24 protein-coding genes are annotated in these 26,057 nt (G+C 52.5%); 5 read left to right on the top strand and 19 right to left on the bottom strand.

Annotated features, from left to right (window positions below):
* Nucleotides 1–9: 9 nt before the first annotated feature.
* The 19 genes from M1D70_RS12100 to M1D70_RS12010 all read right to left on the bottom strand — a co-directional run bounded on the left by M1D70_RS12100 (nt 10) and on the right by M1D70_RS12010 (nt 23,365).
* Nucleotides 10–420 carry a MerR family transcriptional regulator gene (locus M1D70_RS12100; RefSeq protein ID WP_006209652.1) on the bottom strand — a complete coding sequence of 137 codons (411 nt, stop codon included), beginning with the start codon at nt 418–420 and terminating at the stop codon, nt 10–12.
* A gap of 81 nt (nt 421–501) precedes the next feature.
* Nucleotides 502–1,755, bottom strand: coding sequence for a methionine gamma-lyase family protein (locus M1D70_RS12095; RefSeq protein WP_456289951.1), 1,254 nt, complete (start codon nt 1,753–1,755; stop codon nt 502–504).
* 147 nt (nt 1,756–1,902) lie between these two features.
* Nucleotides 1,903–3,195, bottom strand: a complete 1,293-nt coding sequence (gene hflX, locus M1D70_RS12090; protein WP_456289950.1) for a GTPase HflX — start codon at nt 3,193–3,195, stop codon at nt 1,903–1,905.
* Between the two features lie 121 nt (nt 3,196–3,316).
* The gene (locus M1D70_RS12085) at nt 3,317–4,300 is read right to left on the bottom strand and encodes an AAA family ATPase (RefSeq protein WP_456289949.1); all 984 of its coding nucleotides are present in this window, start codon (nt 4,298–4,300) and stop codon (nt 3,317–3,319) included.
* Nucleotides 4,301–4,382: 82 nt separating this feature from the next.
* Nucleotides 4,383–5,036, bottom strand: a complete 654-nt coding sequence (locus M1D70_RS12080; RefSeq protein ID WP_456289948.1) for a YdcF family protein — start codon at nt 5,034–5,036, stop codon at nt 4,383–4,385.
* Nucleotides 5,036–5,593 (bottom strand): DUF402 domain-containing protein, encoded by a 558-nt coding sequence (locus tag M1D70_RS12075; RefSeq protein WP_009596011.1) that lies wholly within the window; start codon nt 5,591–5,593, stop codon nt 5,036–5,038. The genes M1D70_RS12080 and M1D70_RS12075 overlap by 1 nt, the downstream gene beginning before the upstream one ends.
* A 99-nt stretch (nt 5,594–5,692) precedes the next feature.
* Nucleotides 5,693–8,362 carry a PBP1A family penicillin-binding protein gene (locus tag M1D70_RS12070; protein WP_456289947.1) on the bottom strand — a complete coding sequence of 890 codons (2,670 nt, stop codon included), beginning with the start codon at nt 8,360–8,362 and terminating at the stop codon, nt 5,693–5,695.
* Nucleotides 8,363–8,548: 186 nt separating this feature from the next.
* Nucleotides 8,549–8,788, bottom strand: coding sequence for an RNA chaperone Hfq (hfq, locus tag M1D70_RS12065; RefSeq protein WP_009590863.1), 240 nt, complete (start codon nt 8,786–8,788; stop codon nt 8,549–8,551).
* A gap of 53 nt (nt 8,789–8,841) precedes the next feature.
* Nucleotides 8,842–9,789: a tRNA (adenosine(37)-N6)-dimethylallyltransferase MiaA gene (miaA, locus tag M1D70_RS12060; RefSeq protein ID WP_456289946.1), complete on the bottom strand. Its 948-nt coding sequence runs from the start codon at nt 9,787–9,789 to the stop codon at nt 8,842–8,844.
* The gene (locus tag M1D70_RS12055; protein ID WP_009590855.1) at nt 9,779–10,558 is read right to left on the bottom strand and encodes a class I SAM-dependent methyltransferase; all 780 of its coding nucleotides are present in this window, start codon (nt 10,556–10,558) and stop codon (nt 9,779–9,781) included. The genes miaA and M1D70_RS12055 overlap by 11 nt, the downstream gene beginning before the upstream one ends.
* Nucleotides 10,559–10,575: 17 nt before the next feature.
* Entirely contained in the window at nt 10,576–12,555 is a 1,980-nt protein-coding gene (gene mutL, locus M1D70_RS12050; protein WP_456289945.1) for a DNA mismatch repair endonuclease MutL, read from the bottom strand.
* Between the two features lie 38 nt (nt 12,556–12,593).
* Nucleotides 12,594–15,365 (bottom strand): DNA mismatch repair protein MutS, encoded by a 2,772-nt coding sequence (mutS, locus tag M1D70_RS12045; protein WP_456289944.1) that lies wholly within the window; start codon nt 15,363–15,365, stop codon nt 12,594–12,596.
* 439 nt (nt 15,366–15,804) lie between these two features.
* Complete coding sequence (locus M1D70_RS12040; protein WP_456289943.1) at nt 15,805–17,064, bottom strand: putative amidoligase domain-containing protein; 1,260 nt, start codon at nt 17,062–17,064, stop codon at nt 15,805–15,807.
* 106 nt (nt 17,065–17,170) lie between these two features.
* Nucleotides 17,171–17,731 (bottom strand): outer spore coat protein CotE, encoded by a 561-nt coding sequence (locus M1D70_RS12035; protein WP_009590862.1) that lies wholly within the window; start codon nt 17,729–17,731, stop codon nt 17,171–17,173.
* Nucleotides 17,732–17,859: 128 nt separating this feature from the next.
* Entirely contained in the window at nt 17,860–18,840 is a 981-nt protein-coding gene (locus M1D70_RS12030; protein ID WP_009590866.1) for an aromatic acid exporter family protein, read from the bottom strand.
* A 147-nt stretch (nt 18,841–18,987) separates the two neighbouring features.
* Nucleotides 18,988–19,752 carry an ABC transporter permease subunit gene (locus tag M1D70_RS12025; protein WP_433939328.1) on the bottom strand — a complete coding sequence of 255 codons (765 nt, stop codon included), beginning with the start codon at nt 19,750–19,752 and terminating at the stop codon, nt 18,988–18,990.
* 74 nt (nt 19,753–19,826) lie between these two features.
* On the bottom strand, nt 19,827–20,600 hold the full coding sequence (locus M1D70_RS12020; protein ID WP_433939327.1) for an ATP-binding cassette domain-containing protein: 774 nt from the start codon (nt 20,598–20,600) through the stop codon (nt 19,827–19,829).
* A gap of 40 nt (nt 20,601–20,640) precedes the next feature.
* Nucleotides 20,641–21,645, bottom strand: coding sequence for an ABC transporter substrate-binding protein (locus tag M1D70_RS12015; RefSeq protein ID WP_433939326.1), 1,005 nt, complete (start codon nt 21,643–21,645; stop codon nt 20,641–20,643).
* Nucleotides 21,646–21,847: 202 nt separating this feature from the next.
* On the bottom strand, nt 21,848–23,365 hold the full coding sequence (locus M1D70_RS12010) for a carboxypeptidase M32 (RefSeq protein ID WP_433939325.1): 1,518 nt from the start codon (nt 23,363–23,365) through the stop codon (nt 21,848–21,850).
* Between the two features lie 129 nt (nt 23,366–23,494).
* On the opposite strand from M1D70_RS12010, the gene M1D70_RS12005 reads away from it, so the two are divergent.
* The 5 genes from M1D70_RS12005 (at nt 23,495) to M1D70_RS11985 (ending at nt 26,007) form a co-directional block, all read left to right on the top strand.
* A complete protein-coding gene (locus M1D70_RS12005) occupies nt 23,495–23,824 on the top strand; it encodes an iron-sulfur cluster biosynthesis family protein (RefSeq protein ID WP_009591367.1) in 330 nt (109 codons plus the stop codon).
* A 49-nt stretch (nt 23,825–23,873) separates the two neighbouring features.
* The gene (locus tag M1D70_RS12000; RefSeq protein ID WP_009591389.1) at nt 23,874–24,443 is read left to right on the top strand and encodes a beta-class carbonic anhydrase; all 570 of its coding nucleotides are present in this window, start codon (nt 23,874–23,876) and stop codon (nt 24,441–24,443) included.
* A gap of 204 nt (nt 24,444–24,647) precedes the next feature.
* Entirely contained in the window at nt 24,648–25,226 is a 579-nt protein-coding gene (locus M1D70_RS11995; RefSeq protein WP_009591345.1) for a PadR family transcriptional regulator, read from the top strand.
* Between the two features lie 55 nt (nt 25,227–25,281).
* Complete coding sequence (locus M1D70_RS11990; protein ID WP_009591349.1) at nt 25,282–25,725, top strand: membrane protein; 444 nt, start codon at nt 25,282–25,284, stop codon at nt 25,723–25,725.
* Nucleotides 25,726–25,728: 3 nt separating this feature from the next.
* Nucleotides 25,729–26,007 (top strand): YxcD family protein, encoded by a 279-nt coding sequence (locus tag M1D70_RS11985; RefSeq protein WP_009591356.1) that lies wholly within the window; start codon nt 25,729–25,731, stop codon nt 26,005–26,007.
* Nucleotides 26,008–26,057 lie beyond the last annotated feature (50 nt).

Here is a 26,057-nt window from a genome sequence, read left to right as displayed (position 1 = left end):
TGGCAATCCTTATTTATTAAAAAACCGGGATAATTCCCCTTGAATCAATGAAACCTGACCCGGTCTTTTAGCGGTAATCAATTCCTGCTTCAGCAAACGGCGCAGCTGCGACTCCGACATCTCACGGCGTCTGTTCTCCGTATCCGGCGTAATGACGGTAGCCTCTTCAGATTCTTTCGTGACCGGGTTCATGACTTGTTTAATGCCGGCAATGTTCACGCCTTTTTCAATCAAAGCCTTAATCTCTAGCAGTCGCTCCACATCATTGAAGGAAAACAGGCGTTGGTTGCCCGACGTACGGGCTGGGACAATTAAATTATGCTGCTCATAATAGCGAATTTGTCTGGCAGATAGATCCGTAAGCTTCATAACAATGCCTATCGGAAATAACGCCATATTCCTCCGAATCTCATCACCCATATCTCATCAACCTTCCAAGTGGTTATTCTGATCCTATTGTACATTTCCTGATCAGCCACGTCAACCGTATGTAAGGATAACTTACAATAGTTTACGATCTTTCATGCTTTGGAGTGCCATAAGTACCCCATATTTAACATGAGAATACGTCAAACCACCCTGCATGTAGCCGATATATGGTGAACGGATAGGCGCATCCGCGGACAATTCCAGGCTTCCTCCCTGAATGAACGTGCCTGCCGCCATGATCACCGGATGCTCATATCCCGGCATATCCCAAGGTTCGGGAACCACATGGCTGTCCACGGCAGCGGCCCGTTGAATCCCTTGAACAAAAGCGATCAGATGTTCCGCTCCGCTAAAAGATACCGCCTGGATCAAATCGGTACGCTCATCCTGCCAGCCCGGCTTGGTCGTAAATCCCACGGCTTCAAACATCGCGGCGGCATAGACGCTTCCCTTGATGGCTTGCCCGACGGTGGAAGGTGCCAGGAATAAGCCCTGATAGATTCCTCGGGTTGTTCCCAGCATAGCCCCGACTTCACGTCCGATTCCGGGTGCAGTCAGCCGATACGCCGCCTGCTCGACATAGGCTGCTTTGCCGCATATGTAGCCGCCGGTTTCGGCAATGCCTCCGCCAGGATTTTTGATTAGAGAACCAGCCAGCAGATCAACGCCGACCTCCGTCGGTTCCAGACGCTCCGTAAACTCACCGTAGCAGTTATCCACAAACACGATTACATCCTCGCGAATGGACCGTATACGGCTAACCATCTCGCCAATCTGGGCAACGGTAAACGAAGACCGCCAATCATATCCCCGGGAACGCTGGATACCGATAACTTTCGTTGAAGGCGCGATGGCACTCTCGACCCGCTCCCAATCAATGTCCCCTTTTTCTGTCAGCGCCACCTCACGATAGCCGATACCGAAATCGCGCAGCGATCCGGTGCCGTCCCCGGGCTCGCCAATGACTTTATGCAGCGTGTCGTAGGGACGTCCTGTAATGTAAAGCAGCTCATCTCCCGGTCTTAATACACCGAACAATGCCGTCGAGATCGTATGGGTTCCCGAAGCAAAATGGGGCCGGACCAGGGCCGATTCGGCTCTGAATACGTCAGCGTAAACTTCATCCAGCACTTCACGGCCACGATCATTATAGGCATAGCCGGTGGAACCCGCAAAATGGAAATCACTCACCTGAAACTTCTGGAAAGCATCGATGACCTTCCACTGATTAAAATCAACAATGGTGTCAATCTCCCGTATACGCCGACTGATTTTGGACTCAATCTCACTGCTCAATTCAAGTATATCTTGCGAAAATCTTGCCATGACGAACTGCTCTCTCCTCTTATACACATGATGTCTCACATCTTATCACATATTTTTGTTACATAGAACTCATCAACGTTTCAAAACCGCCCTGAACACGCAATATAAGCCCCTGAACAGGGGCTTATGCGCATTTACTACTTATGCTTAAGATCCATTCTGAACGTAATCATGAAGCAAATAACCCATCTTTTCATAATCCGCTTTATTGATCCGAACCACATAGAGGATATCATTCTCGTCAAAAGACTGCTCCAGCACGTCTCCGACCCGGTATACGACCGAGTTCAAATCGCCGCGGTCGGCCGGAATCCGGAACGTGACGTTGCCTCCGGAGAGCCGGTCCTGAATCGCTTCGCGGACCGATTCCAAATCCTCATCAACGTACGCGCTGATCTTCAATTGCCCCTCTCCCGTCGGCAGCATTTCCAGCTGGCCCGGCTCACATGCATCCTTTTTGTTAAACAGGACGATTTGAGGTTTATCGGCGGCTCCCAAATCCTGAAGAATGGACTGAACCACTGCCATCTGTTCGTCCCGCATAGGTGAAGAAGCATCCACGACATGAAGGATCAGATCGGCTTCGTTGGCTTCTTCCAGCGTCGCACGGAACGCAGCCACCAGATCATGGGGAAGATTCTGTATGAATCCTACGGTATCCGTAAGCACGACTTCTTTGCCGCTTGGCAGCTCCAGCACGCGCGAAGTGGGATCCAGCGTCGCAAACAATTGATTTTCGATGTAAACGTCCGCGGCCGTTAACCGATTCAACAAAGTCGATTTGCCGGCATTGGTGTAACCGACAAGCGCAACCTGCACGGCCCCGCTCTTCTTTCGGCGTTCCCGATGGAGCGTCCGGTGCCGGGTGACTTCATCCAGCTGCCGCTTCAGGTCGCTGATTCTGTCGCGAATATGCCTGCGGTCGGTTTCGAGCTTGCTCTCCCCCGGTCCGCGCGTCCCGATTCCCGCTCCGAGCCTGGACAGATTTTTGCCATGTCCCGATAACCTCGGGAGCAGGTACGTAAGCTGGGCCAGCTCCACCTGGATGATTCCCTCACGCGTTTTCGCCCGCTGCGCGAAAATGTCCAGAATCAATTGAGTCCGGTCGATAATCTTGACATCAAGCGATTCTTCCAGATTTCGAACCTGCGCCCCGGATAATTCCTGGTCGAATATGGCCGTGGTTGCGCCTAATCCATCAATCGCCATGCGCAGCTCTTCGACTTTCCCTTTGCCGATGAACCACTTGGAATCCGGCACTTCCCGATTTTGCGTAATGACATCCAGCACCTCTACTCCAGCGGTTTCGGCCAACTGAACCAGCTCCTGCAGCGAGTGTTCCGGATTAATCCCGGTGCGTTTAACCGCGTCCGTTACCAAACTGACCAGAACGGCTTTATCTTCGATCTCTGTCCGGGTATCATGCGTTATATTTGTCATATAGCCAACTCCTTCTAACGATACGTCTCCTAATTTAACTAACCGCTGCTGCCTGCAATAAACATTATGATCCAAAGAAAGCAGCGTTACCCCTTCATTATGTTCGAAGACAAGCTTAAAATCATTGTAATTTTCCGTTTAACTTAAAGTCCTCCGGCCGCAGGGTCATAAGCTCCAGCTTGCCCGGGTTGCCCGTTACGTATTGATTCAACAGCCGAACCGATTGATTCCTTATCGATTTCTCGATCACATTCCGTACATAACGCGCGTTGCTGAAGGCGTGCAGCCCGTGTTCCTTCTCAAGCTGCAGGTGATCCTTCAGCTTGCTCAGCGACTGCGGCATCAAGATGTAGTCTCTCTCCTTCGCCATCAGCTCCGAAATCTGGATCAATTGATCCAGATTGTAGTCCGGGAAGTCCATCTGGATCGGAAAACGGGAATGCAAACCGGGATTCGTATCCATAAAAAAATCAATCTCGTCGCTGTAACCCGCCAGAATTAGAATGAACTGGTTTTTATGATCCTCCATGGCTTTGACAAGCGTATCGATCGCTTCCTTGCCAAAATCCTTCTCTCCCCCGCGCGCGAGGCTGTAGGCCTCGTCGATGAACAAAATGCCACCCAACGCCTTCTTGACCAGTTCCCTGGTCTTTTGTGCCGTGTGGCCGATATATTCGCCTACGAGGTCCGCCCGCTCCACTTCGACCAGGTGGCCCTTATTCAGCACGCCCATCTTCTGAAACAGCTTCGCTACGATGCGGGCGACCGTCGTTTTGCCCGTACCGGGATTTCCCTTGAAAATCATATGGTATACATGACCGCCGCTTAATAAGCCTGCTTCCGAACGCATATGGGCTACTTGAAGCAGAGCATAGATTTCAAACACCAGGTCCTTGATCTGTTCGAGACCTACCAGCTGATCCAGCTCTTTTTGTATTTCTTGGAATAGACTGTGCTGGGAAACAGGGTTCGGCGAAGGGGCCGGTTCGCGTTCCGGAACCGCACTGCTGATGAGTGGGGGTTCCGCGCTGCGGAGCACGACATTTATCTGCCGGGATGGCCGTCCTTCAGATCGGCCGTTAGCGGCCGTTACACGCCCGTTCATTGCTCCTCACCTCTTTATCCAAAGGGCTGACTATCTATTCCAATGTATTCTATTTACAGCCTGCTTATTAGAAGTTTCGTCCTCATAGGACACCCATGGCGATCAACAGCCGATCGGCCGTCCATTTCGTATAAGCCAGCACTTCCCGGGACTTGTGCTTGGCCATGGGCAGAACGGTAGATTCCGTCAGCGACATCGAGGGTTGATCGTAGCCAAGGGCCGTTGCGACCTCCATGGCCCTCGTCCCGTGATAATCATGGGTTACAATGATAGCGGTGCTCCACCCGTGCTCCTCCATGATCGCTTGGCTGTATAGCAAATTCTCGTAAGTGCTCGTAGCTTCGTTCTCAAGGAAGATTCGTTCTTCGGGCACCCCTGCCTCGACCAGGAAGTTTCTCATCCCCTCAGCTTCGGTATAGTTATACTCCGGTTTATCCAGACCGCCTGTAACAATGAAGGTATCGAATCGACCGGCATTATATTCAACCAGCGCATGCTCAAGGCGTTCGCGAAGGCCGGGACTTGGTTGATCTCCCCACATGGAGGCGCCCAAAATGATGCCGACGTCCGCATTCTCCGCCGGTCTGCTGACGGCGCTTTCGATTTTCCAATACGCATAACCTGACCAAAAAACTCCGAGAACGACGAGCGAGAGCAGGGTATAGATCCCTCGCCGATACCACGCTCTCTTTCTTGTGCCTGCGGTCGGCAGGCCTTTATGTATTTCCTGACGCATTATTTCTTCCTCCTGAACTCTCCGTTATGAAATAACTGGTCGCGATGCTTCAGCGACATCATAAAGTAAGGAAATTCATGTGCGTCGATGGCCCGAAGCAAGTTTCGTGCAGTCACCTTGGCAAGCCTGTAATCATCCCGGGTAATATCATTCCGGCGCAGGGCATCCTCAAGCTCATCTTCATCCAGCAAGAACACTTCGCCATTCTTGACGACCACAACGTCCAGGTATAGATCGTCAAACCATGGGACGCCCTGATCGGTTACACCTTGCTTCTTGCAAATATCGATATACCATTGAACAATATTCCGCTTGTCGTCAAACATGGCCGTAACGATGAAATGGCTGTCCTTCGGATAATACTGCAGCCATGAATAGCCTTTGTCCGCGATTCGGTAAGTATGACGGCCATATGTCTTCCACAACGGTTCTTTCAGGCCATAGATGGTATATAACGTGAGATACCCTGTAAATTGCTCACATTCCACATACCGGGAAGTGAAGTGTCGGCGGGTGATACGGCGCCAATTCGCCCGATCTCCGAATTTACGTTTCATGGAACTTTTCCTCCCCATTCGTATTCCCAGCTTACCACATTTGGGTAACACACTCAAAACAAAGAAGCCTCCGCAATCATGCGGAGGCTTCTGAATTTATTATGGGCTGTCTTGGGACTGGTCAGGCGCGTTCGCCGGATCCGACGGATCCACGATCGTTCCCGGAACCGTAGGGATATTGCCGCTATCCGTGTCAGTTCCTCCCGTGCCACCGTCACCGATGCTCGTTCCATCTCCTGAGCCATCCGTTCCGTCGCCGGGATTCTGGCCATCCTGACCGTTCCCAGCTCCGTTTCCATTGTCAGGCGGAGTCGATCCGTTTCCGTTTCCATTCCCATGGCCTTCGCCATTGCCCGGTTCGCCCGAACCGTTGCCATTCCCGTTACCATTCCCGTTGCCGTTCCCATTCTCATTACCCGGCATCTCGTTCCCTTCCCCGTTCTCACCTTCATCCACCGGAGGCGGTTCTTGAGTGTCTCCCGGATCCGGTTCCAGATCCTCAGGCGGCAATTCCTCGGAAACAGCCACGATCTGCAGAATGTTCGAAGGTTCCGATTCATCGCCGGTTGATGGATCGAATGCCGTTACGTAATAATCGTATGTCAATCCTTCCATCGCACTCATATCCTCAATGGAGGTTCCGCCCAGAGAATCGAGAATGCGCGAGTACTCGGACTCGGACGTTTCCTTACGGTATATGCGGTACTGAACATTGCCTTGAACCGGATTCCAGCTCAGTGATACGGTCTGGGTCTCCCCGTTATAAGAGCCCGTCAAACCGCTGACTGCGCTTAATGCCGGTTCTTCTACAGGGGGCTGTACCGGCTCGACATTCGGGAAATTCTTCGCCTCATAGCCTTGAACCGCCTTCTCCATCACTTTGCCCCATAAGGAAGCAGAGATCGAGCTGCTTCGTTTCAGCAGATGCTGCCGGTCAGGATTATCGTAACCCATCCATACAGCTGCCGTTAATTCCGGCGTATAACCGACAAACCATACGTCGCGGTTCGAGCTGACGCCCTTGTAGCCGCTCTGCGTGGTTCCCGTCTTACCGGCTACCGGACGGCTGATCCGGGCATTCTTACCCGTTCCGTCCTCTACGACGCGGCGCATCATATCCGTCATTTGCGAAGCCGTCGTCTCGCTCATCACGCGCTTCCCTTTGCTGCCTTTGTTCTCATGCACAACCTTGCCTTTGTTGTCTTTAATTTGTTTGATCGCAAAAGCCTCTTTGAATTCTCCGCCATTGGCAAAAGCGCTGAAAGCTTGAGCCATCTCAAAGGTGTTCGTACCGGTATCCATGCCGCCCAGGGCCAAGGATAGGTTCGCATCCCCTTCGGACATCTTGATGCCGAGGCTTTGCGCGAAATCAAATCCGGTTTTCACGCCGATTTCGTTCAACAGCCATACGGCCGGGATGTTCTCGGAACGCTGAATCGCTTCCGGCATGCCGATTGTCTCCGAGTAACCGTGCAGGTTATTCGGACAGTAATTGCTGCCGAAACACTGCTTCTTGTTGCTGAGTCTCGAATCCTTCGTAAATTTGCCGGATTCGAGAGCCGGCGCGTAGGATACAATCGGCTTCAAAGCGGAGCCCGGCTGACGACGGCTGTCGGTAGCCCGGCTGAACCCGCCGCGCGTATACTCCCGACCGCCGACCATGGCGACGATCCCGCCGGTCTCTTGGTTAATGATGACCATGGATCCTTCAACCTGCACGTCATCCGGACTTTCTTCGAAGTTTGCCGGATTATTGAATTCCTCTTCCATGGCCGTTTGGGCATTCACGTCCATCGTGGTATAAATCTGATAACCGCCAATGTTAACGTCATCCTCGGTAAGGCCCCACTTCTCTTCGGCCTCTTCCATGACATAATCGATAAACGCCGTATACTTCTGCTGTCTTTCAGGCGGCGTATAGGCATAGTCCACCTTCTTGGCTTCCGCTGCCTCTTCGGCCGTGATATATCCCTGTTGTTCCATCAGGGTAAGGACGACCGCGCGCCGCTCTTTGGAAAGGTCGGGATTCTTGAGCGGATTATAGCGGGACGGCCCTTTCGGCATTGCCGCAAGCGTCGCCATTTCCCATAAATCCAGCTCTTTCAGATCCGACTTGCCGAAATAACGCTCGGATGCGGCTTTGATGCCGTAATAAGGTCCACCGAAGTTAATCCGGTTCAAATACATCTCGATAATTTCCTGTTTGCTATGCTGACGCTCAAGCGCCAGCGCGATCGACATTTCAGTCGCCTTTCGGAAGAATGTTTTGTCCCGGGTCAGGAATATATTCTTCGCCAGCTGCTGCGTGATCGTGCTTCCGCCTTCCACCATGGACCGGGCCATGATATCCTTTACTGCTGCACGGCCGATCGACCACATGTCCACGCCGTTATGCTCCATGAACCGTTTATCTTCAGTTGCAATGAATGCTTGTATCAATTTCTCCGGGATATCCTCGTACTTCACGGGATCGCTCTTCTGCAGGGACAACTCGCCCATCAGCGTGCCGTTGCGGTCATATACTTTGGAAGTACCGTAAGCGGTCAGTTTATCCTGATTCTGTTCCAGCAGCTTTTCTCCGCTGATCAGGATGAACAAATAACCTGCAAGCGCGCAGAAGATCGCAATGACGGCCGTGAAAAACAACGCCCATGCAATTCGCTTGCCCTTGCCCTTTTTCTTCTTTGCATTCGGTTTCGTGGTTTTGGATGTCTTCGAGTTGTCTTTGTTTTTATTCAACCGAGACATCTGATTATCTTTTCCAGCCATTTGTCCCCCTCCTTACTCCCTTGCGGGATCAAACCTTCTAACTCTCGAGTGGTGCCTCGGAAAGAAAAGAACAACCTTCTCAGGTTGCTCTCTGCACTCCTTATAAGCTAAACGAATTATAAACCAAAAAGTTTCAAATTAATCAAAGGCGGTATGATTTTGCTCTCTATGAATCCATTCTAAAATCTATTGTTCGCTGTTGTTATCCTGCATCAGGGACACATTACGCTGCGGCATGAACGTGGAGATAGCATGCTTGTACACCATTTGCTGACGGCCGTCGCTGTCAATCACGATGGTAAAATTGTCAAAAGCTTTGATCGTTCCACGGATCTGAAAGCCGTTTGTAAGGTATACCGTGGCCGGAATGTTCTCTTTGCGCAGTTGGTTCAAGAACGTGTCTTGGATGTTAATGGACTTGTTCATTAGCCGTACCCCCAATGGTTCAATTAGATTGTTTTGAAAATATATTCAAGATTTCAGTGAAACTTTCCTGCTATTATAGCACGGATTTTTTGATAGTTAGCAGAAAAATTTCCCGAGTCGGTGACGTCTACCCACTCGATGTCCTTCATGTGGCGAAACCAAGATAGCTGCCGCTTAGCGAAACGGCGCGTATCGCGCTTAAGCAGCACGACGGCCTCCTCGTAGCTGAACTCCCCTTTAAGGTACGACACGATTTCCTTGTAACCCAGCCCTTGCATGGATACTAGCCCCGGAGCGAACCCTTTGTCCATGAGCGCCGCCACCTCATCAACAAGTCCTTGGCTCAGCATAAGGTCAATTCGCTCTTCAATACGGTTATATAGCATTTGCCTGTCCATTGTCAAACCGACCAAGCATAAGTCATAGGGAGACTGCTTGGTTTGAGGCGCCAGCTGGGCCGAAAGTGGGACGCCGGTCACATGAAATACTTCCAAAGCACGAACGACCCGGCGTAGGTCGTTAGGGTGAAGCCGTTCGGCAGTTTCAGGATCGGCTTCTGCCAATTTCTGATGGAGAGCCTCTGCTCCATGTTCATTGGCGTAGCGGAACTGCTCCTCCCGAAAAACTTCATCCGCTCCGGTCTCGCTGAACTGATAACCGTAGCATACCGACTCTACGTAAAGCCCGGTTCCGCCAACGATGAACGGAAGCTTCCCCCGTTCCGTGATCTCGGCGATCAGCCGCTGGCATTGCTCTTGAAATTCGGCCACCGAGTACGGGTGATCAGGCTCGTGAATGTCAATGAGATGGTGGGGCACGCCATCCATTTCCTCCGCGGAAATTTTGGCCGTGCCAATATCCATGCCCCGGTACACCTGCATCGAATCGCCGGATATAATCTCACATCCGAATTCTTTCGCAATTTCAATGCTCATTTTGGTTTTGCCTACCGCTGTCGGTCCGATGAGAACCAGCAGCTTCGGTTTGGTTTCATCTGTCAATGGAAATCACTCCGTACGTTATTTTGGATTTTCCCCGTTCAGGCAGTGCAAATCCGAGCCGTTCGAATTCTCCGCTGAACCGCGCTTCCTTCATGACGACGGTTTTGCGCGCGACCCTGATCGCTTCCCTCACGCTTTCCGCATCCAGAGGCTCACCGTTTGCATAGTGCCTTAACGGGTTGATGGAAGCCGAGTCGGTGATCGGTTCACGGAACATCGGGTCAAAATAGACAATGTCGACGCTTTGGTCCGGCAGCGATTTCAAATAATCCAGGTGATGGCTGTGCCTGACCTCGATTCGCCGCATCGCCTGATCGCTGGCTTCCAGATGGCTTTCATAGGTCCGTAGCCCCTCTTTCAGCAGCGCAAACAAAGGCAGCGAGCTTTCCAGGGCTGTGATCCGGCTGTTCGCCCCTCCCTTGCCCGAGAATACCAGGGCGTCGGCTCCAAGGCCCGCCGTGCAATCCAGAACGGAGTCCCCTTCCTCCATCCCCGATGCCTCCAGCATGGGATCGGGTTTTCCGTTCAGCACCCGTTTCAATCGGACAAAGCCCATGCTTGGGTGAAATTCCATGACAGAGCCGCCAGGTCCGCTCAAACGCACATGTCCGTTCAGTACGACCAGTACGTCGTCGTCCCCGAACCTGCGGGCTAATTTTCGCAATGAATGGCCGCCGCGCTGGACGTAACGGCAGCCGGTTTCCTGGGCTAAACGTTTGGCGCGCTCGACGATGTCCGGCGCTTCCGCTTCTCCAGTTGTAATGATCATGAAGGTCCTCCTTGCTGTTACATGACGCGCTTAAACATTTTCTCCAAGTCGTATGCCGAGAACGAAACCACGATCGGTCGTCCATGCGGACAGGTGTAAGGCTGCCGGCAGGCGGCCAAACGCTGGATCAACGTCATCGCCTCCTGTTCCGTCAGCTTCTGATTGGCTTTGATGGAAGCCTTGCACGAACACATGATCGATGAGGTTTCTCTCAGCTTGGCTATATCGATAGTACGCTCATTCAGCACCCATTCGGCCATCTCTTCGATGATGGCCTTCTCTTCGCCCTTAGGGAACCAGAAGGGGTGCGAACGGACCAGGAAGGTATGGCCGCCAAAAAACTCCATATAAACGCCGACCTTCTCGAACCAATGCAGCCGTTCCTTTACCTTCTCCGACTCCGAGGACGTGAATTCAAGCGTGATCGGCAGGAGCAGCTCCTGCGATGCGTCCGCCGGGTTGCCGAACTGCTCGTAGTAATACTCGTAGTTAATCCGCTCATGCGCGGCATGCTGATCGATCAGATACAGACCGGTATCATTCTGCGCAATGAGATAGGTTCCGTGATGCTGGCCGATAAGCGTTAGCTCCGGAAAAGGCGGGATTTCGGGAGCCGGCCCTGAAACGGCCTGCAGCCACTCCTTGGTCACGGCTGGATTTCCACCGTTCTTGGCATCATTGCGGTAATCGCTTCGATACGAAGACGAAGCGGCCGTCTCACGCATCTGCGAAGCTGCGGCTGTTTCTGCTGTTCCGTCCCCGTAAGAACGCATGGTACCGGATGGGGGCGGCGCAAGGGACTGCTTGTCAGGCCACGCTGCAGGCGGCGTTGGAGGCGGCGTGATTCCTCCCGCGGATCGATCACCGCTGCCTGGGATCTCGAGATCCCGATCTTGCCCGCCGCGGGCCGCTCCGACATGGCCCTGCGCCTGTGGAAATGACAGCTGTTCCTGGATATAAGCATTGTCGCTTTTACCGATATTCTGTTTGGCCGGACGCGGAATGAGGATTTCCTGCTGCAGCACCTTGCGAACCTCTTCCTCCACGAAAGCGAACAGCTCCTGCTCTTTGCTGAACCGCACCTCCAGCTTGGAAGGATGCACATTCACATCGATCAACGAAGGATGCATGGACAGCTGAATGACGACAAGCGGAAACCGGTTGATCGGCAGGAGCGTATGATAACCTCTCAATATCGCCTGCATTAAGCCGTAGTTCCGGATATACCGCCCGTTTATGATGAGCGACATACCGTTCCGGTTTGCCCGGGTATAGTCCGGACGGCTGATATACCCGCTTAACGTATAGTCCATATTCTCGGCTTCGAACGGCAGCATGGCTTTGGCCGATTGGGTGCCGTATACGGCCGCTATGACCTGAAGGGCATCGCCGTTGCCCAGCGTCTGCAGCAGCGAGTTCCCGTTATGCCGGAGCGTAAAAGCGATGTCCGGCCGGGATAGCGCCAAGCGGTACATATAATCGGATATATGCCCTAATTCGGTCTGGATCGTTTTCATATATTTCAGCCTTGCCGGCGTATTGTAAAACAATTCCTTCACGAGGAAATCCGTTCCTCTGGGTGCGGCCGTCTCTTCGTTCACGCGCAGATGGCCGCCTTCGATTTCGATCTTCCGTCCGCGGCCATCCTGGGCATTGGACGTAACCAGGCGCACCTTCGATACGGCTGCTATGGACGGCAGGGCTTCCCCCCGGAAACCAAGGCTGGTGATCTGGAACAGATCGCGGCCCTCGGCAATTTTGCTTGTCGCATGGCGATAAAAAGCCGTCTCGCAATCCTCCGGATCAATGCCCGCCCCGTTATCCGTTACGCGAATGCTGTCCAGTCCGCCCTCTTCGACCGAAACGTCGATCTTGGTGCTCCCGGCATCAATGGCGTTCTCGACCAGCTCCTTGACAACGGAGGCAGGCCGCTCCACCACCTCGCCGGCAGCAATCTGGTTTGCAATATGCTCGTCCAAAATCCGAATAATCCCCATTGTTCCTACCTCCGTTCCTTTTCATTCCCATGCCAAAATCACATATCCTTCGCTTGAAGCTTCAGGTCATTCAGGAATTGCATCGCCTGAAGCGGCGTCATGTTCATGACGTCGGCACCTTTGACGGCGTCTATGATGCTCTTAACAGCAGGATCGTGAGCAGCTTCTTGCGGAGAAGAGTGCTGATCCTTGCCCATCTTGGCATTCCGGGATTCAGGCACTTCCTCCTCGCCGAAAATGGAGAGCTGCACCACGCCGCCTTTCGGGTCTGCTCCGTTCAGGCTGCCGGCATACGGCATCGTCTCTTCACGGATTTCATGCAAAGCTTCCGGTCCGCTGCGTCTCACATCCGAAGAGGCATCGGACGCAGGCTCCTTCCGATGGACCGCGGTCCCTTGCTCCGATGCCACTGCGGCCAGGGAAGCCATCTCCAGGCCCTGCAGCAGCCCATAAGCGCGATCAATGATACTGCCGGGCAAACCTGCCAGTCTGGCACAATAAATGCCGTAGCTGCTGTCCGCCGCGCCAGGAATCAGCTTGCGGAGAAAATGCACCTTGTCGCCGCTTTCCTGAACCGCCATGGAATAATTCTTGAGCCCGCCAAGGCTCTCCTGAAGGTGAGCCAGCTCATGGAAATGCGTCGATACCAATGCCTTGCAGCCGATATGATCATGCACGTATTCAATCACGGCTTGCGCAATGGCCATGCCTTCACTCGTGGACGTACCGCGCCCAAGCTCATCAATGATGATCAGGCTGCGCGGCGTCGCTTTTTCCGTCATGACCTGGATATCCGCCATTTCCACCATGAAGGTGCTCTGACCGCCGATCAGGTCGTCGGCGGCGCCGATGCGAGTAAAGATCCGGTCGACCAGCGGGATAACCGCGCGCTCCGCCGGGACAAAACAGCCCATCTGCGCCAAAATGGATAACAGAGCCACCTGGCGCATGTACGTGCTTTTGCCGGCCATATTCGGACCCGTTATAAGCAGGATCGAAGAGCCGTCCTTGCGCAAATCCGTTGCGTTCGCGATAAACGACGAATCCTTCATGACGGCTTCCACCACCGGATGACGGCCGCCTTCAACGATATAATCATAGCCCTCGCTCAGCTCCGGCTTGACGAACCGGTACTCCGCGCTGACGGCAGCCAGCGACTGATAGACGTCAATCTCGGCGATGCGCTCGGCGAGTTTCTGCAGCCGGCTCACTTGGGTATTCAGCTTATCCCTCAGCTCGGTAAAGAGCGCATACTCCAGATCCACCATTTTCTCCTGGGCTTCCAGGATCAGTCCTTCCTTCTCCTTCAGTTCGGGCGTGACGTAACGCTCCGCGTTGGCCAGCGTCTGTTTGCGCTCATATCGGCCTTCCGGCAGGGATGACAGATTGGATTTGGTGACCTCGATATAATAGCCGAACACCTTGTTATAACCGATCTTCAAAGACTTGATCCCGGTAGCGGCACGTTCCTTGGCCTCCAGCTCGGCGATCCAGCGTTTGCCGCTGGTGCTCGCTTCCCGAAACTCATCCAGCCGTTCGTGGTACCCCGGCTTGATGATTCCTCCGTCGCGCACTGACACCGGCGGCTCATCCACAATCGCATTCTCGATCAGTTCGCACAGATCGTCGCAAACATCGGTATCCGCTGCCACGCGCCGCAGCGTCTCGGAAGGCGACTGGGCACACAGCTCCTTCAGGGAAGGAATTTGCCTCAATGACAGCTTGAGCGCATTCAAATCGCGTCCGTTCGCGCTGCCGAACGCGATCCGGCCGACCAGCCGCTCCAAATCGTAAATCTCTTTCAGCGCCATCCGCAAATCTTCGCGCAGTATGTACTGGTTATACAAATGCTCGACGGCCTCCAGCCGCTCCTCGATCCGGCTTCGGGACAGCAGCGGTTTATCGATTCTCCGCCGCAGGAGTCTGGCTCCCATGGAGGTTTCCGTACGATCCAGAAGCCATAGGAGAGAGCCTTTCTTCGAGCGTTCACGAACCGTCTCGACCAGCTCCAGATTCCGCCTGGTGAACGGATCCAGCACCATGTATTGTCCCGGCTCGTAGGAAGCGATTTGAGTCAGCTGCCCCAGCGACCGTTTCTGCGTCTCGCTTAAATACGAGATAAGCAGGGATATGCAGGCTCTTCTCTCCTCTTCAAGGCGGACCCATGCCGCTTCTCCGAATTGGGTCCGAACCAATGCGTCTTCTCTTCGATCCCAGGCCGTGTATACGATATTTCGGCTGCCCGGCAGCGCCTGCGATGAGATGATCCCAAGCAGCGATGCATCCCCGATAATTTCGGAAGGCTCATAAATGCCAATCTCGTCCCTCAACCATTCCTCCGATGAAGGCACCGACGTCACGTAGAGCTCGCCGGTGGACAAATCGCATGCGGATAAGGACATCAAGCCGCCCGCTTCCGTGACGCACACCATGTAATTGTTCGATTTGTCGTGAACGACCTTGCCGTCCATGATGGTCCCCGGCGTGACGACCCTGACGATTTCCCGCCGCACCATGCCTTTGGTGACCGAAGCATCCTCCATCTGTTCGCAGATGGCGACTTTGTACCCCTTTTCAATCAACCGTTGGATATAACCTTCGGCGGAATGATAAGGAACGCCGCACATCGGTATTTTCTCTGCACCGCCGCCTTCGCGGCCGGTCAGCGTAATCTCCAATTCCTTCGACGCAAGGATCGCGTCATCGAAAAACATTTCGTAAAAATCGCCCAAGCGGAAAAAAAGAAACGCATCGCGCGCTTGTTCTTTGACTTTCAAATATTGTTCAATCATCGGCGTATATTTAGCCATGACGTACCTCCATTACCTTTCTAGCTTGACCTCCATTATAACAGAAATTGACCGTAAGGCATCACGGTTTAACGTGCGCGTTCAAAAAGGTCGGTTTTCAGTACCGAGGCTTATGCTTCCGATGTGCGTTTTTTCAAAACGCTTCAGTTGGATGAAGCTAGGGATGAAGGAGCGGAGCGTACGTAGTTTGTACGTGAGCACCTAAAATGTTTCCGGAGGAAACATACTTCGTAAGCATTTGCCTAGGCCCGGCTGAATTCAAGATTCGATGCCGAATTGCTTCTTGATTCACTTCGTGTTAGATATAGGATTTATAAGTTATTAACGGAGTTGATGAAATTCTATATCGCAAGAAAACCTACTTCTGAATCGCGTTCGCTCAGCCTTGAATTTGCCTCGATTGGTTTTCTTATCAAAATCGGTTTTTTTGAACAACCTCTTAAACGGGAATATTCCACAGCGGCCGGATATCCCTGCTTTCATCCCAGGTTCGCCCCGTCTCCATGTGCGCTAGAGCCCGTTCGATTTCACGGGCAAAATCCGGGTACTCCGGCAGTGCCGACAGATCCCTGTGCCAGCCTGCAATACACTCTTTGAGCACGGATTTATCGCCTTCGTAATAGGCACGGTGATACCGTTCGGTGTTTAACGGCCTCCCCGGCAGGCGATCGCTGTAGCGGGCGACCAGGTAAGCCACGCCCAGCGACACCTTCGCGACGAGCGGCGAGACGAGAAAGCTGGGCAGCGTACGGTATTCAAACCCACCGTAAGGCTGCCTCCGGAAATCCCCAAGGAAACCGTAACGCGGCCTCCGTGAACGCCCCTTCGGGTCTTCGAGCAGCGCCAGCGGCAGAGCCACATAATTATCCAGGGTCTGAAGAAGAGACAGGGACAGCGGTACGCCGCTGAAATGAATATGGCCTCCCAGCGGAAAATCGCCATGAGGCAGGGCGCCTGCCTTCCATGCCAAAGAACGATCCTGAATCAGGAGATGAGCTTCACGCAGAGCTCTTTGCATTTCAAGCAGCAATTCCTTCGGATTCGCCTTGGGCGACGGCCTGAGCTCGGCAATAGGGTAAATCACCTCGCCCCGTAAACGAACGGCATCGCTTCCGACCGACCCGCCGCGTTCCATAAATTCGGAAGCAAACACGATGTCTCCGTTATCCTTCATCAGCACAAACTCCGGATCCATGCCCATGAGTAACGATGAAACAAGAGGAGAATCGCCTTCTTCGTTGTATGCAGGGTACCCTTCCGTCCGCCGTGCCCCCTGACCCTTGGCACTCATTACGGCTTTGCTGCGGTCAGCTGGCACGCGGATATCCTCCACTACGTATCTTCGACCGGGGCGGGCCGTAATGATGACTTCCCCTTCATCGACGCCCAGTGTATACAGCGACCGCAGGGCCGCTTTCTCCAATCTTCGATGCAGGCCATCTTCATATCTTCCGCTCTCGGGATCGGGCATGAACACCGCTTCGCTGCCGCCCATCTGATGTTGGCGGATCTTGGCTGCAGCCAGCCAGTCGACATGCACCGCGTACCTGGCGGCGTAACGCTTCTCCTCGGCCGAACCCGAATTCAAGCGACACGGAATCCCGGATCGGATCAACCGTGCTTGCGCCAAGAGCGAAGCAGATCCCTGCAGCGACACATGCTTTTTTTCAGCCGCCGGTTGTACGATCATTCTAGCCATCCCCATTCCCCCTGCAAATAAAAATAAAAAAGAGGGCATCCGCCCTCCGCAAAGCTGCCCTCGCTGCATATGCTAAGATTATAATCATTCCTACAGGAGGGTTAACTTACAGTTCATCCTCCAGACCTTCGTAATCTTCGTAATCTTCGACGTCGTCTCCCAGGACGTAGTCGAATTCTTTGTCTTCGTAGTCGCCGTGAGGGTAGCTGCATACTTTGACAACGACCTTGGTTTCGGCTACCAGTTCCACCGCATACTCTCTCTCTACCCGCAGAATGACGCTCGTGCCATTCGAGGATACGCTGGCCTCGACGCAGCTCGGCTCCTGCGTCGCTTCAGCCGAAACCTCCACCGTGGATGCACGATGCTTCGGATCCAGATAGGAAAGAGGCACGCGTTCTACATACGATACCGTTTCTTTCGCCACATCGGTCTGCGAATTTTTGTCATAGGAATACCAGATGTTTACATCGTAAGTACCAATAACTTCAATTCCGTCTCCGGCGGCAACCGCCTCGTACTGATGGTTTATAATCCAAGCCCCCAAAATACTGGTCGGATTATTAGGCGGAGTCACGGTATGTGTTACGGTAGAGAACTTACGACCCTTGCCGCAGATCGCCTTCGTGATGATTTCTCTACATTGGTGTTTATGACTCAATGACATCTTCGAACCTCCTCCATACAATCATTCCATACATGTGTATGCAAGACATGGGCGAATGTTGAATGAAGTGGTCCAAATAAATTCATATGATGCTAAAAATATCAGATTTATTTTTGAAAATTGCTAAGCTATACGGCCGAATCCGCGCGCTTCTGCGGTTTTTTCGCCGTGGGCGCTTTATACTTTTTCGAAATATTCAAATAGTATTCCAGCTCGTGGCAGAGCTGCAAAATCGCGGAGCGGACCTCGAATTCCTCGCGGGTCGTAGGGAGCTCCATCTCCTTGAACCTGTCCTCCAGCTCAATCAGCAGACCTTCGGACTTCCCCGTATAACCTTCGGCAACGACATCCTGGCTTAACTGATCGAAAATTTCAGCCGTCAGCACGCCGTGCGGAAGCCGCTCGTACACCTGGGAGATCTGATGCATCATGCTCTGGATATTCTCCATCTGTTCCTTACGCATATAAAAATAGATGTTCCAGGAGCCGTCCGGATGAATCATCTGGTTCTCCGAAGCCCGCTTCGCTTCCTCTATCCCTTTTTCGATCTGCCGATTGGCCTCGATCAGCTCTTTTCCGTCCCATATATGTTCGGGGTTTCGAAGCGTCAGCGAGAAATGATGGAAAATGACGGAGAAAAGCCCGTCCACCTTGCGGCGGATCTCCATCATCGCCCCCTCGCTGTTCGGCATATAAACCAGGTTCACGAGCATGGCCGACCCGAGGCCGATAATCAGGAGTTCGATTTGCGTGAGCAATATGCCGAGTCCGATCTCTTCCCCCTGAAATACCCGAAACACCACAACCGAGCTGGTCACGATGCCTTCCTTGAAATTAGCCCTCGATATCGCGGGAAATGCAAGCAATATGTACAAGGCCAGCACCCAGTAATGAAAACCAAGAAAATAAAATAAAATGCACGCCAGCATAAGTCCCAGCAATGACGCAAAAAATCGGGACGATATGGAGCGCACGCTCCGTTTGCGCGTAACGTCAACGCCGAGTATAGCAAGAAGACCGGCGGACGTAGCCCCCGGTATGTTCAAAGCATCTGTAATTAAAATGGCAAGCAGGCTGGCCGCTGCTGTTTTGATGACACGAAATCCCATGTGATGAAGAGCCTCCAGGCAAGTTGTTGATGGCTATATCTGCTTCTTTATCATGTTAGCCGCATATCCGCATATATAAGGTATCTTCATCCTAGCTTATTTTTATGCCGTTAACAACCATGCCTGACGCCGCAGGCGATGGCCTGCTTAGCGGTGGGTCAACAATTTCCTTTCTATATATACCACGATCTGATACATGGCCGTTGCTACAACGGCAATGATGAGCAGGCTCGATAACACGAGCGTGAAGTTGAACACCTGAAAACCGTACATAATCAAGTAACCGAGACCCGATTTGGCAACCAAAAATTCGCCGACGATGACGCCGACCCATGCCATGCCCACGTTAACCTTGAGGGTTGATACGATCGCGGGATAGGAAGCCGGCAAGATGACCCGTTGAAATACCTGGCGCTTGGTTCCGCCGAACGTGCGGACGACCTTGATCAGATTGGAATCCACCTCGTTAAAGCTATTGTATACGACGAGCGTGGTCACAATGACCGTAATGGATAGCGTAGTGACGACAATGGCGGTAAAGCCGGCGCCGAACATCACGATGAATATGGGACCCAGCGCCACTTTCGGCATGCTGTTGAACACGACCATATAAGGATCCAGCACTTTATTGAGAAACGGTGACCACCAGATCAATACGGCCATTAGCGTGCCAACGAGCGTGCCGAGCAGGAATCCTACAACCGTCTCTCCTACCGTGACCCCCAGGTGTCCCCATAACTCGCCGCTGATCATGTTATCCCATATGTTCGCGAAGATTTTGGTGGGGTAACTGAACAGCAGCACGTCGATCCATTTGAATCTGCCCGCCGCTTCCCACCAGATAAAGAACAGCAGCAGCAGGCTGAGCTGAACGGTCAGTACCCGGTTTTGCATGCTTTTCTTTCGCTTCATGTGATTTGCATGGATATTCTGGAGCCAGCCCTTCGAAGAAGAAGCTGATGGCTCATCCCTTGATGTCATAGGCTTCACTCCTTCCCGATCGTTTGCATTTCGCCCCAGATTTCATGAAACAATTCATTGAACCCCGGCTCCTTGCGAGCAAAAAACGGCTGCGCCCGGCGGATGTTGTCGGGAATATCAAACAAACGATGAACCCGCCCGGGATTACGGTTCAAGAGAATGACCCGGTCGCTCATCGCAATCGCTTCGGATAAATCATGAGTGACCAGGATGGCCGTCTTCCCCCGCTCCTTCAGGGTTTCCACGATCAAATCCTCAAGCTGCAGCTTCGTCTGGTAGTCCAGCGCGGAGAAAGGTTCATCCAGCAGCAGCAGTCCCGGATCCGTAGCTAAGGTCCTGACGAGCGCTACCCGCTGCCTCATCCCGCCCGACAGCTGCGTCGGATACAGATTACCGCTCTCCCCAAGCCCCATCTCCTTGAGCAGATTCCCTACGACGCTTCGGCTTTGCGGATTCAGTCTCTCCGTCAATTCCAATCCGATCAAGGCATTATCCATGATGGTGCGCCAAGGAAATAAATAGTCCTGCTGCAGCATGTATCCGACTTCCGGCGACGGTCCGTTAACCGGCTTGCCGTTTACGTAAGCAGCCCCTTTGGAGGGGGCAAGCAGGCCCGCTATGACGGACAGGATGGTCGTTTTCCCGCAGCCGCTGGGCCCTACCAGACTGATGAACTCCCCCGGCTCCACCTTCAAATGAATTCCTTCCACAGCCAGAGAGGCTTCCCGATCGGTGACATATACATGAGCGATATCATTCAATTCAACTACCGGTACCATGGTGCTCTCTCCTTTCGTTCTATGGATCAGGAGTACGTGATTATTTAGCTTGCTTGGCTTTTTCGGCAAAGCTGTTGTCGACGATGGCATCCGGCGCTACCCGTTCCTTCAGTTCCCCGGCCTGCTCCATCACGTCCAGAAGATTGTTCCACTCCGCCTCATCCACGATCGGATCGCTGGCATAACTGCCCTGCTCTTTGTAGCGCTTGACCGAGGACACCACGATGTCGCGGTCGCTGTCTTTAAAATAAGGCATGATCGCATCCGCGATATCTTCGGGGCTGCTCGCATCCACCCATTGCTGTGCCTTGTACAGGGCGTTCGTAAACTTCTGCACCGTGGCATCGTTTTTGTCGATATAGCTTTGCTTTGTCATAAACACGGTGTACGGCAGATGCCCGCTTTCTACGCCAAAGGAAGCCACCACCTTGCCACGGCCTTCTTTTTCAAATATGGAGGCCTGCGGCTCAAAGAGCTGGACAAACTCACCCGTACCGGAAGCATACGCCGATGCGATGTTCGCAAAATCGATGTTCTGAATCAGCTCCAGGTCCGCATGCGGATCGATTCCTTTTTTACGGAGCGTAAACTCGCCTGCCATCTGCGGCATTCCGCCCTTACGCTGACCGAGGAATACTTTGCCCTTCAGGCTGTTCCAGTCAAAATCACCCGATCCATCCCTGGCCATCAGAAACGTGCCGTCCGTCTGCGTCACCTGCCCGAAATTGATGACCGGGTCTTCAGAGCCCTGTTGGTACACGTAAATCGAAGTTTCCGAGCCGACAAGCGCCACGTCGATAGCTCCGGACAGCAGAGCCGTCATCGTTTTGTCTCCGCCCGGGGTCGTCTGCAGCTCGACATCCAGCCCCTCTTCCTTGAAAAATCCCTTCTCCAATGCGACATACTGCGGCGCATAGAAGATCGAACGCGTCACTTCGCCGATCTTGACCTTCGTGGCCGATCCGCCGCCCCCGCACCCGGCAAGCGCAACTCCGCAGACAAGGAGCAAGGATAAAGCCAGCCCCCACCATTTTTGACGCTTCATTCGATAACCCTCCATTCCCATAGACCCAATGTTTCTTTTCAGCATATGCAAGCGCCTGCCCAAAGGTTAAACGCCTAGTTAGAGCATGCCGGCAAATTTGGATTGGCTCTACTTATGCAGGGAACGAATAAAAAAGGGACCGGATTCAAAACTCTTCCAAATAAAAGAAGCGCAGCCTCTCGGGCTGCGCTTCTCGTGATCATTACAGTTTGTAGATCTCTTTATATTTCTCTTCGAGATAATCGGCCAGGTAATCCGGATTCAGTTCTTCGCCGGTGACGCGTTCGATGATCTCGGACGGCTTCTCGCTCTTTCCGTATTTGTATACCTTGTCCGTCAGCCACTCCTTGATCGGAGCCAGGTTCCCGGCTTCGATGAGCTGGTCCAGATTCGGCAGCTCTTTGCGCATGGTGTGCAGCATCTGGGCCGCATACATGTTCCCAAGGGAGTAGGAGGCGAAATACCCGAAGTCCCCGCCGGACCAGTGAACGTCCTGAAGCACGCCCATCCCATCGTTCGGCGGCATAATGCCGAGGTATTCTTTATACTTCGCGTTCCAGGTCTCCGGAAGATCCTTCACCGCCAAACCTTCGTTAAAGAGTTTCTTCTCGATCTCATAACGAATGATGATGTGCAGGTTATAAGTAAGCTCATCCGCTTCGATGCGAATCAGGGAGTTCTCCACCTTGTTCGCGGCCAGGTAGAAGTCCTCTACGTCCACGTCCTTCAACTGTTCCGGGAAGTGCTGCTGCAAATCCGCGAAATAGCGGCGCCAGAACGGACGGCTGCGGCCGATCATGTTTTCCCACAGACGGGATTGGGATTCATGGATGCCCATGGAGGTACCGCCGGAGAGCGGTGTCCCCGCGAGCTCCTTATCGATATTCTGCTCGTAAAGGGCATGGCCTCCCTCGTGCAGGGAGCTGAATACCGCACTAAGCACATCGTCCGGAAGGTACATGGTCGTAATGCGCACGTCTCCCGGGTTCAAGCCCGTGGCAAAAGGATGCACGCTCTCGTCCAAGCGTCCCGCTTCAAAGTCGTAGCCCATCTGCTCCAGCAGGAACAAGCTGAATTTCTCCTGCTGTTCTTTCGGAAACAGCTGCTTCAAGAAGTCTGCTTTCGGCTTGAAGGGCGATTCCTGGATCGCATGTACCAGTGGAACCAGGCGCGCCTTCAGACGGTCAAAGATGGCATCCACCTTATCCACCGTTAAATCCGGCTCATACATATCAAGGAGCGTATCGTATCTGGTGTTTTTCACGCCCCAATAATCAATAAACTCTTGCTTGAACGCAACGATCTTCGTTAAGTAAGGTTCGAAGCCTTCAAAATCGCTGTTCTTTTTCGCTTCCTCCCACTTCGTCTCCGATTGGGCGGCGAGAATGGAATATTCCTGGAAGCGCTCAGGCGGGATGGACTTGCTCTGGTCGTATACCTTGCGCACCTCTTCAATCATGCGGCGTTTGCGATCATCCAGCTGTTCAGCCTGTTCCGGCTTGGCAAAGAAAGACAACAGCTCTCCCATCTCTTCCGATATTTGCAGTTTAAATGCTTCTGTGGAGAGAACCCCGATCGTTTCCGAGCGGATCTCGGTTCCTTTGCGCGGAGCGCCTGTCCGTAAATCCCAATGAAGTAGGCCAATAGCTTCGTAGTAACTCATGATTTTGCGAACCAATTGTTCAAATTGTTCCCATTGCTGGAAATGTTGTACTGCCATACCGGCACACCTTCTTTTTTTTATGATAGGATTCTTGTTTACTCTATTGATGATACTTTTTACAAGGTATATAATCAACTTCCAGAAAGAATAAATAACAATCTACATATAAAGGAGTGTCAGGATGCCGTGAATATTCAACTCACCCCGCAAGCCGAGCTGAAGCTGAAGGACAAACTCGGGGACAAGCCGGGCGCAATCAGGCTGATCTATGACACGGAGGGATGCGGATGTGCCGTCAACGGCGTCCCAGGCCTGCGTATTGTAGATGAGCCGGCGCCGGATGATCTTGCTGTCGAAACGGACAGCCCGGTAACGTTTATCGTGAACCGCAAGCAAGCTGTTTTTTTTGAAGAGAAGATGAAACTCGATGCCGATCCGGCCGCCTACGCCTTCCGTCTGGACAGCAGCGGACAGCATTATGGCACCAATATCCAGGTAGTGGATACCAGAGCCTAAGCAGCAGCATTCTAAATGAATAATAGATACAAAAGGAGAGAAAAAATCGATGGAAAAACACCTTAACAGCATACTGGAACACAATCGCAGCTTTGTAGAGAATAAAGAATACGAATCCTATCTGACAGGGCGTTTTCCTGAGAAGAAACTCGTAATCATCACCTGTATGGACACGCGCTTGGTCGAACTTCTGCCGAAAGCGATGAATTTCAAGAATGGCGATGTCAAAATCATCAAAAACGCCGGCGCAATCATTTCCCAGCCTTTCGGGAGCGTGATGCGGAGCGTCATGGTTGCGCTGTACGAGCTTCACGCGGAAGAAGTCATCGTTGTGGGCCACTACGAATGCGGCATGGCATCCCTGAACGCAGAGGATATGATCCAGCATATGAGAGACCGCGGCATTTCCGATGAAGTGCTGTCCACGCTGGAAAACTCCGGCATCCGGTTATCCAAATGGCTTCGCGGTTTCGATAACATTACGGACGGCGTAAAAAATACGGTCAGCCTGATTAAAAACCACCCGCTCCTTCCTCCAAACGTACCCGTCCATGGCATGGTCATCGACCCCAACACCGGTGCGCTTGATCTCGTCGTGGAAGGATACGAGAACGAATAAATCAACCAAAGTCAAATGGAAGCACAAACGCGCACGCGTTTGTGCTTTTTTAGTCACAATTTTGCCAAAAGCAGAGAGAAAGCCCCCTCCCCCAGTTGTCAAACCATACAGTTTCAGTGTACACTTTTTATCAACCGGACCGATAGGCGGATTATCATTCCTGTCTTGGCGTCCACGATATGCGTTTCAAAGGGAGTTATGTCCATGAATACGTTGTCATACGGCTTGTTAGGATTACTAGCAAGAAGAGAATCATCAGGATACGATTTGATGCTTCGCATACAGCCTTTTTGGCAAGCCAAACACAGTCAAATCTATCCGCTGCTGTCCAGCATGGAGGAGAAGCAGCTGTTGTCTTCCCACTGGGTTCAGCAAAGCGATAAACCGGACAAAAAAATTTATGCGATTACAGAAAAAGGCATGCAGAAGCTGCGTGAATGGATGTACCAACCGATTGCGCCTGCAGTCACCAAGGATGAGCTTTCTCTTCGAACCTTTTGCCTGTGGTTGACGGAGATCGGCATCGCCGTCGATATTTTCGAGGACCGCAGAATCGGGTATCTGGAGAAAAAGCGCTACTATGAGCAGATTCTAGCGGGAATTCCGGAGGACTCCCGCGAGATCGGAAGCAAGGCATTCAGCAATTATGTGCTCGCTACCAAAGGACTGATGATGGCTGAAACCGAGCTGAAATGGTGCGATTGGGTACTGGAATTACTGAGACAGCAGCAGCGCGCTACAGCCTCAAACCATGGTCGCACAAATTTTGAAACCTTATCGTGACTCGTCCGTATTACTCTTTATACTCTAATTTAACTGGGAGGTTCGACAGAACACGATGAAAAAAGTATTGACGATTCTAGTAGCGATTACACTGTTCTTTGTAGCGCTGACACCTGATTCCGTAGACGCAAGACGAGGCGGCGGCGGTTTTAAATCCGGAACCAAGTCATACAACAGCACTCCGAAAAAGAATGATACCAATAATGTTCAACAAACAAACAACCGTTCCAATACAGGGGCAGCCGCTAACACGAAAAAACCAGGATTTTTTAGCGGCGGCAGCTTGATGAAAGGACTTATGATCGGTGGTCTCGCCGGATTGCTCTTCGGCAGCATGTTCGCCGGCATGGGCTTCATGGGCGAAATCATGGGACTGCTCATTAACCTGATCGCCATCTGGGCTTTGATTATGATCGTTATGGCTGTTGTACGTGCCGTGAAGAATCGTCGTAAACAAAACGAGCCTCGCGACAACAACAATCACAATAACCGGTACTAATCCATGGTTCTAAGCATGGACGAAATCGTCAATGCGGTCTGCCTTCACCAAGCGGAACGCAGAGGCGTCAAACCAACGGACGTATCGCTTGAGCTTAGCTGGGACGAAGATACGGGATATACGGCCGAAGTTTGGGTCAACGGAAGAACTCAGTATTTGATTGAGGCCAACCTCATCGAGGCCATTCTCCGCTACCTTCACTCCGAGTATAATATCCGCGCATACAGCGAGCAGGTAAGACTTGAGCTGGAAGATGAAATTATCGCCATTGTTCAGCAATAAGGCTATGAATCTAATAAAGCAGCCCTTCGCCATTGTGCGAGGGGCTGCTT

Source organism: Paenibacillus sp. AK002 (assembly GCF_053903045.1).
Note: the sequence above shows the minus strand (reverse complement) of the source record. Positions and strands in the feature narration are given on the sequence as shown.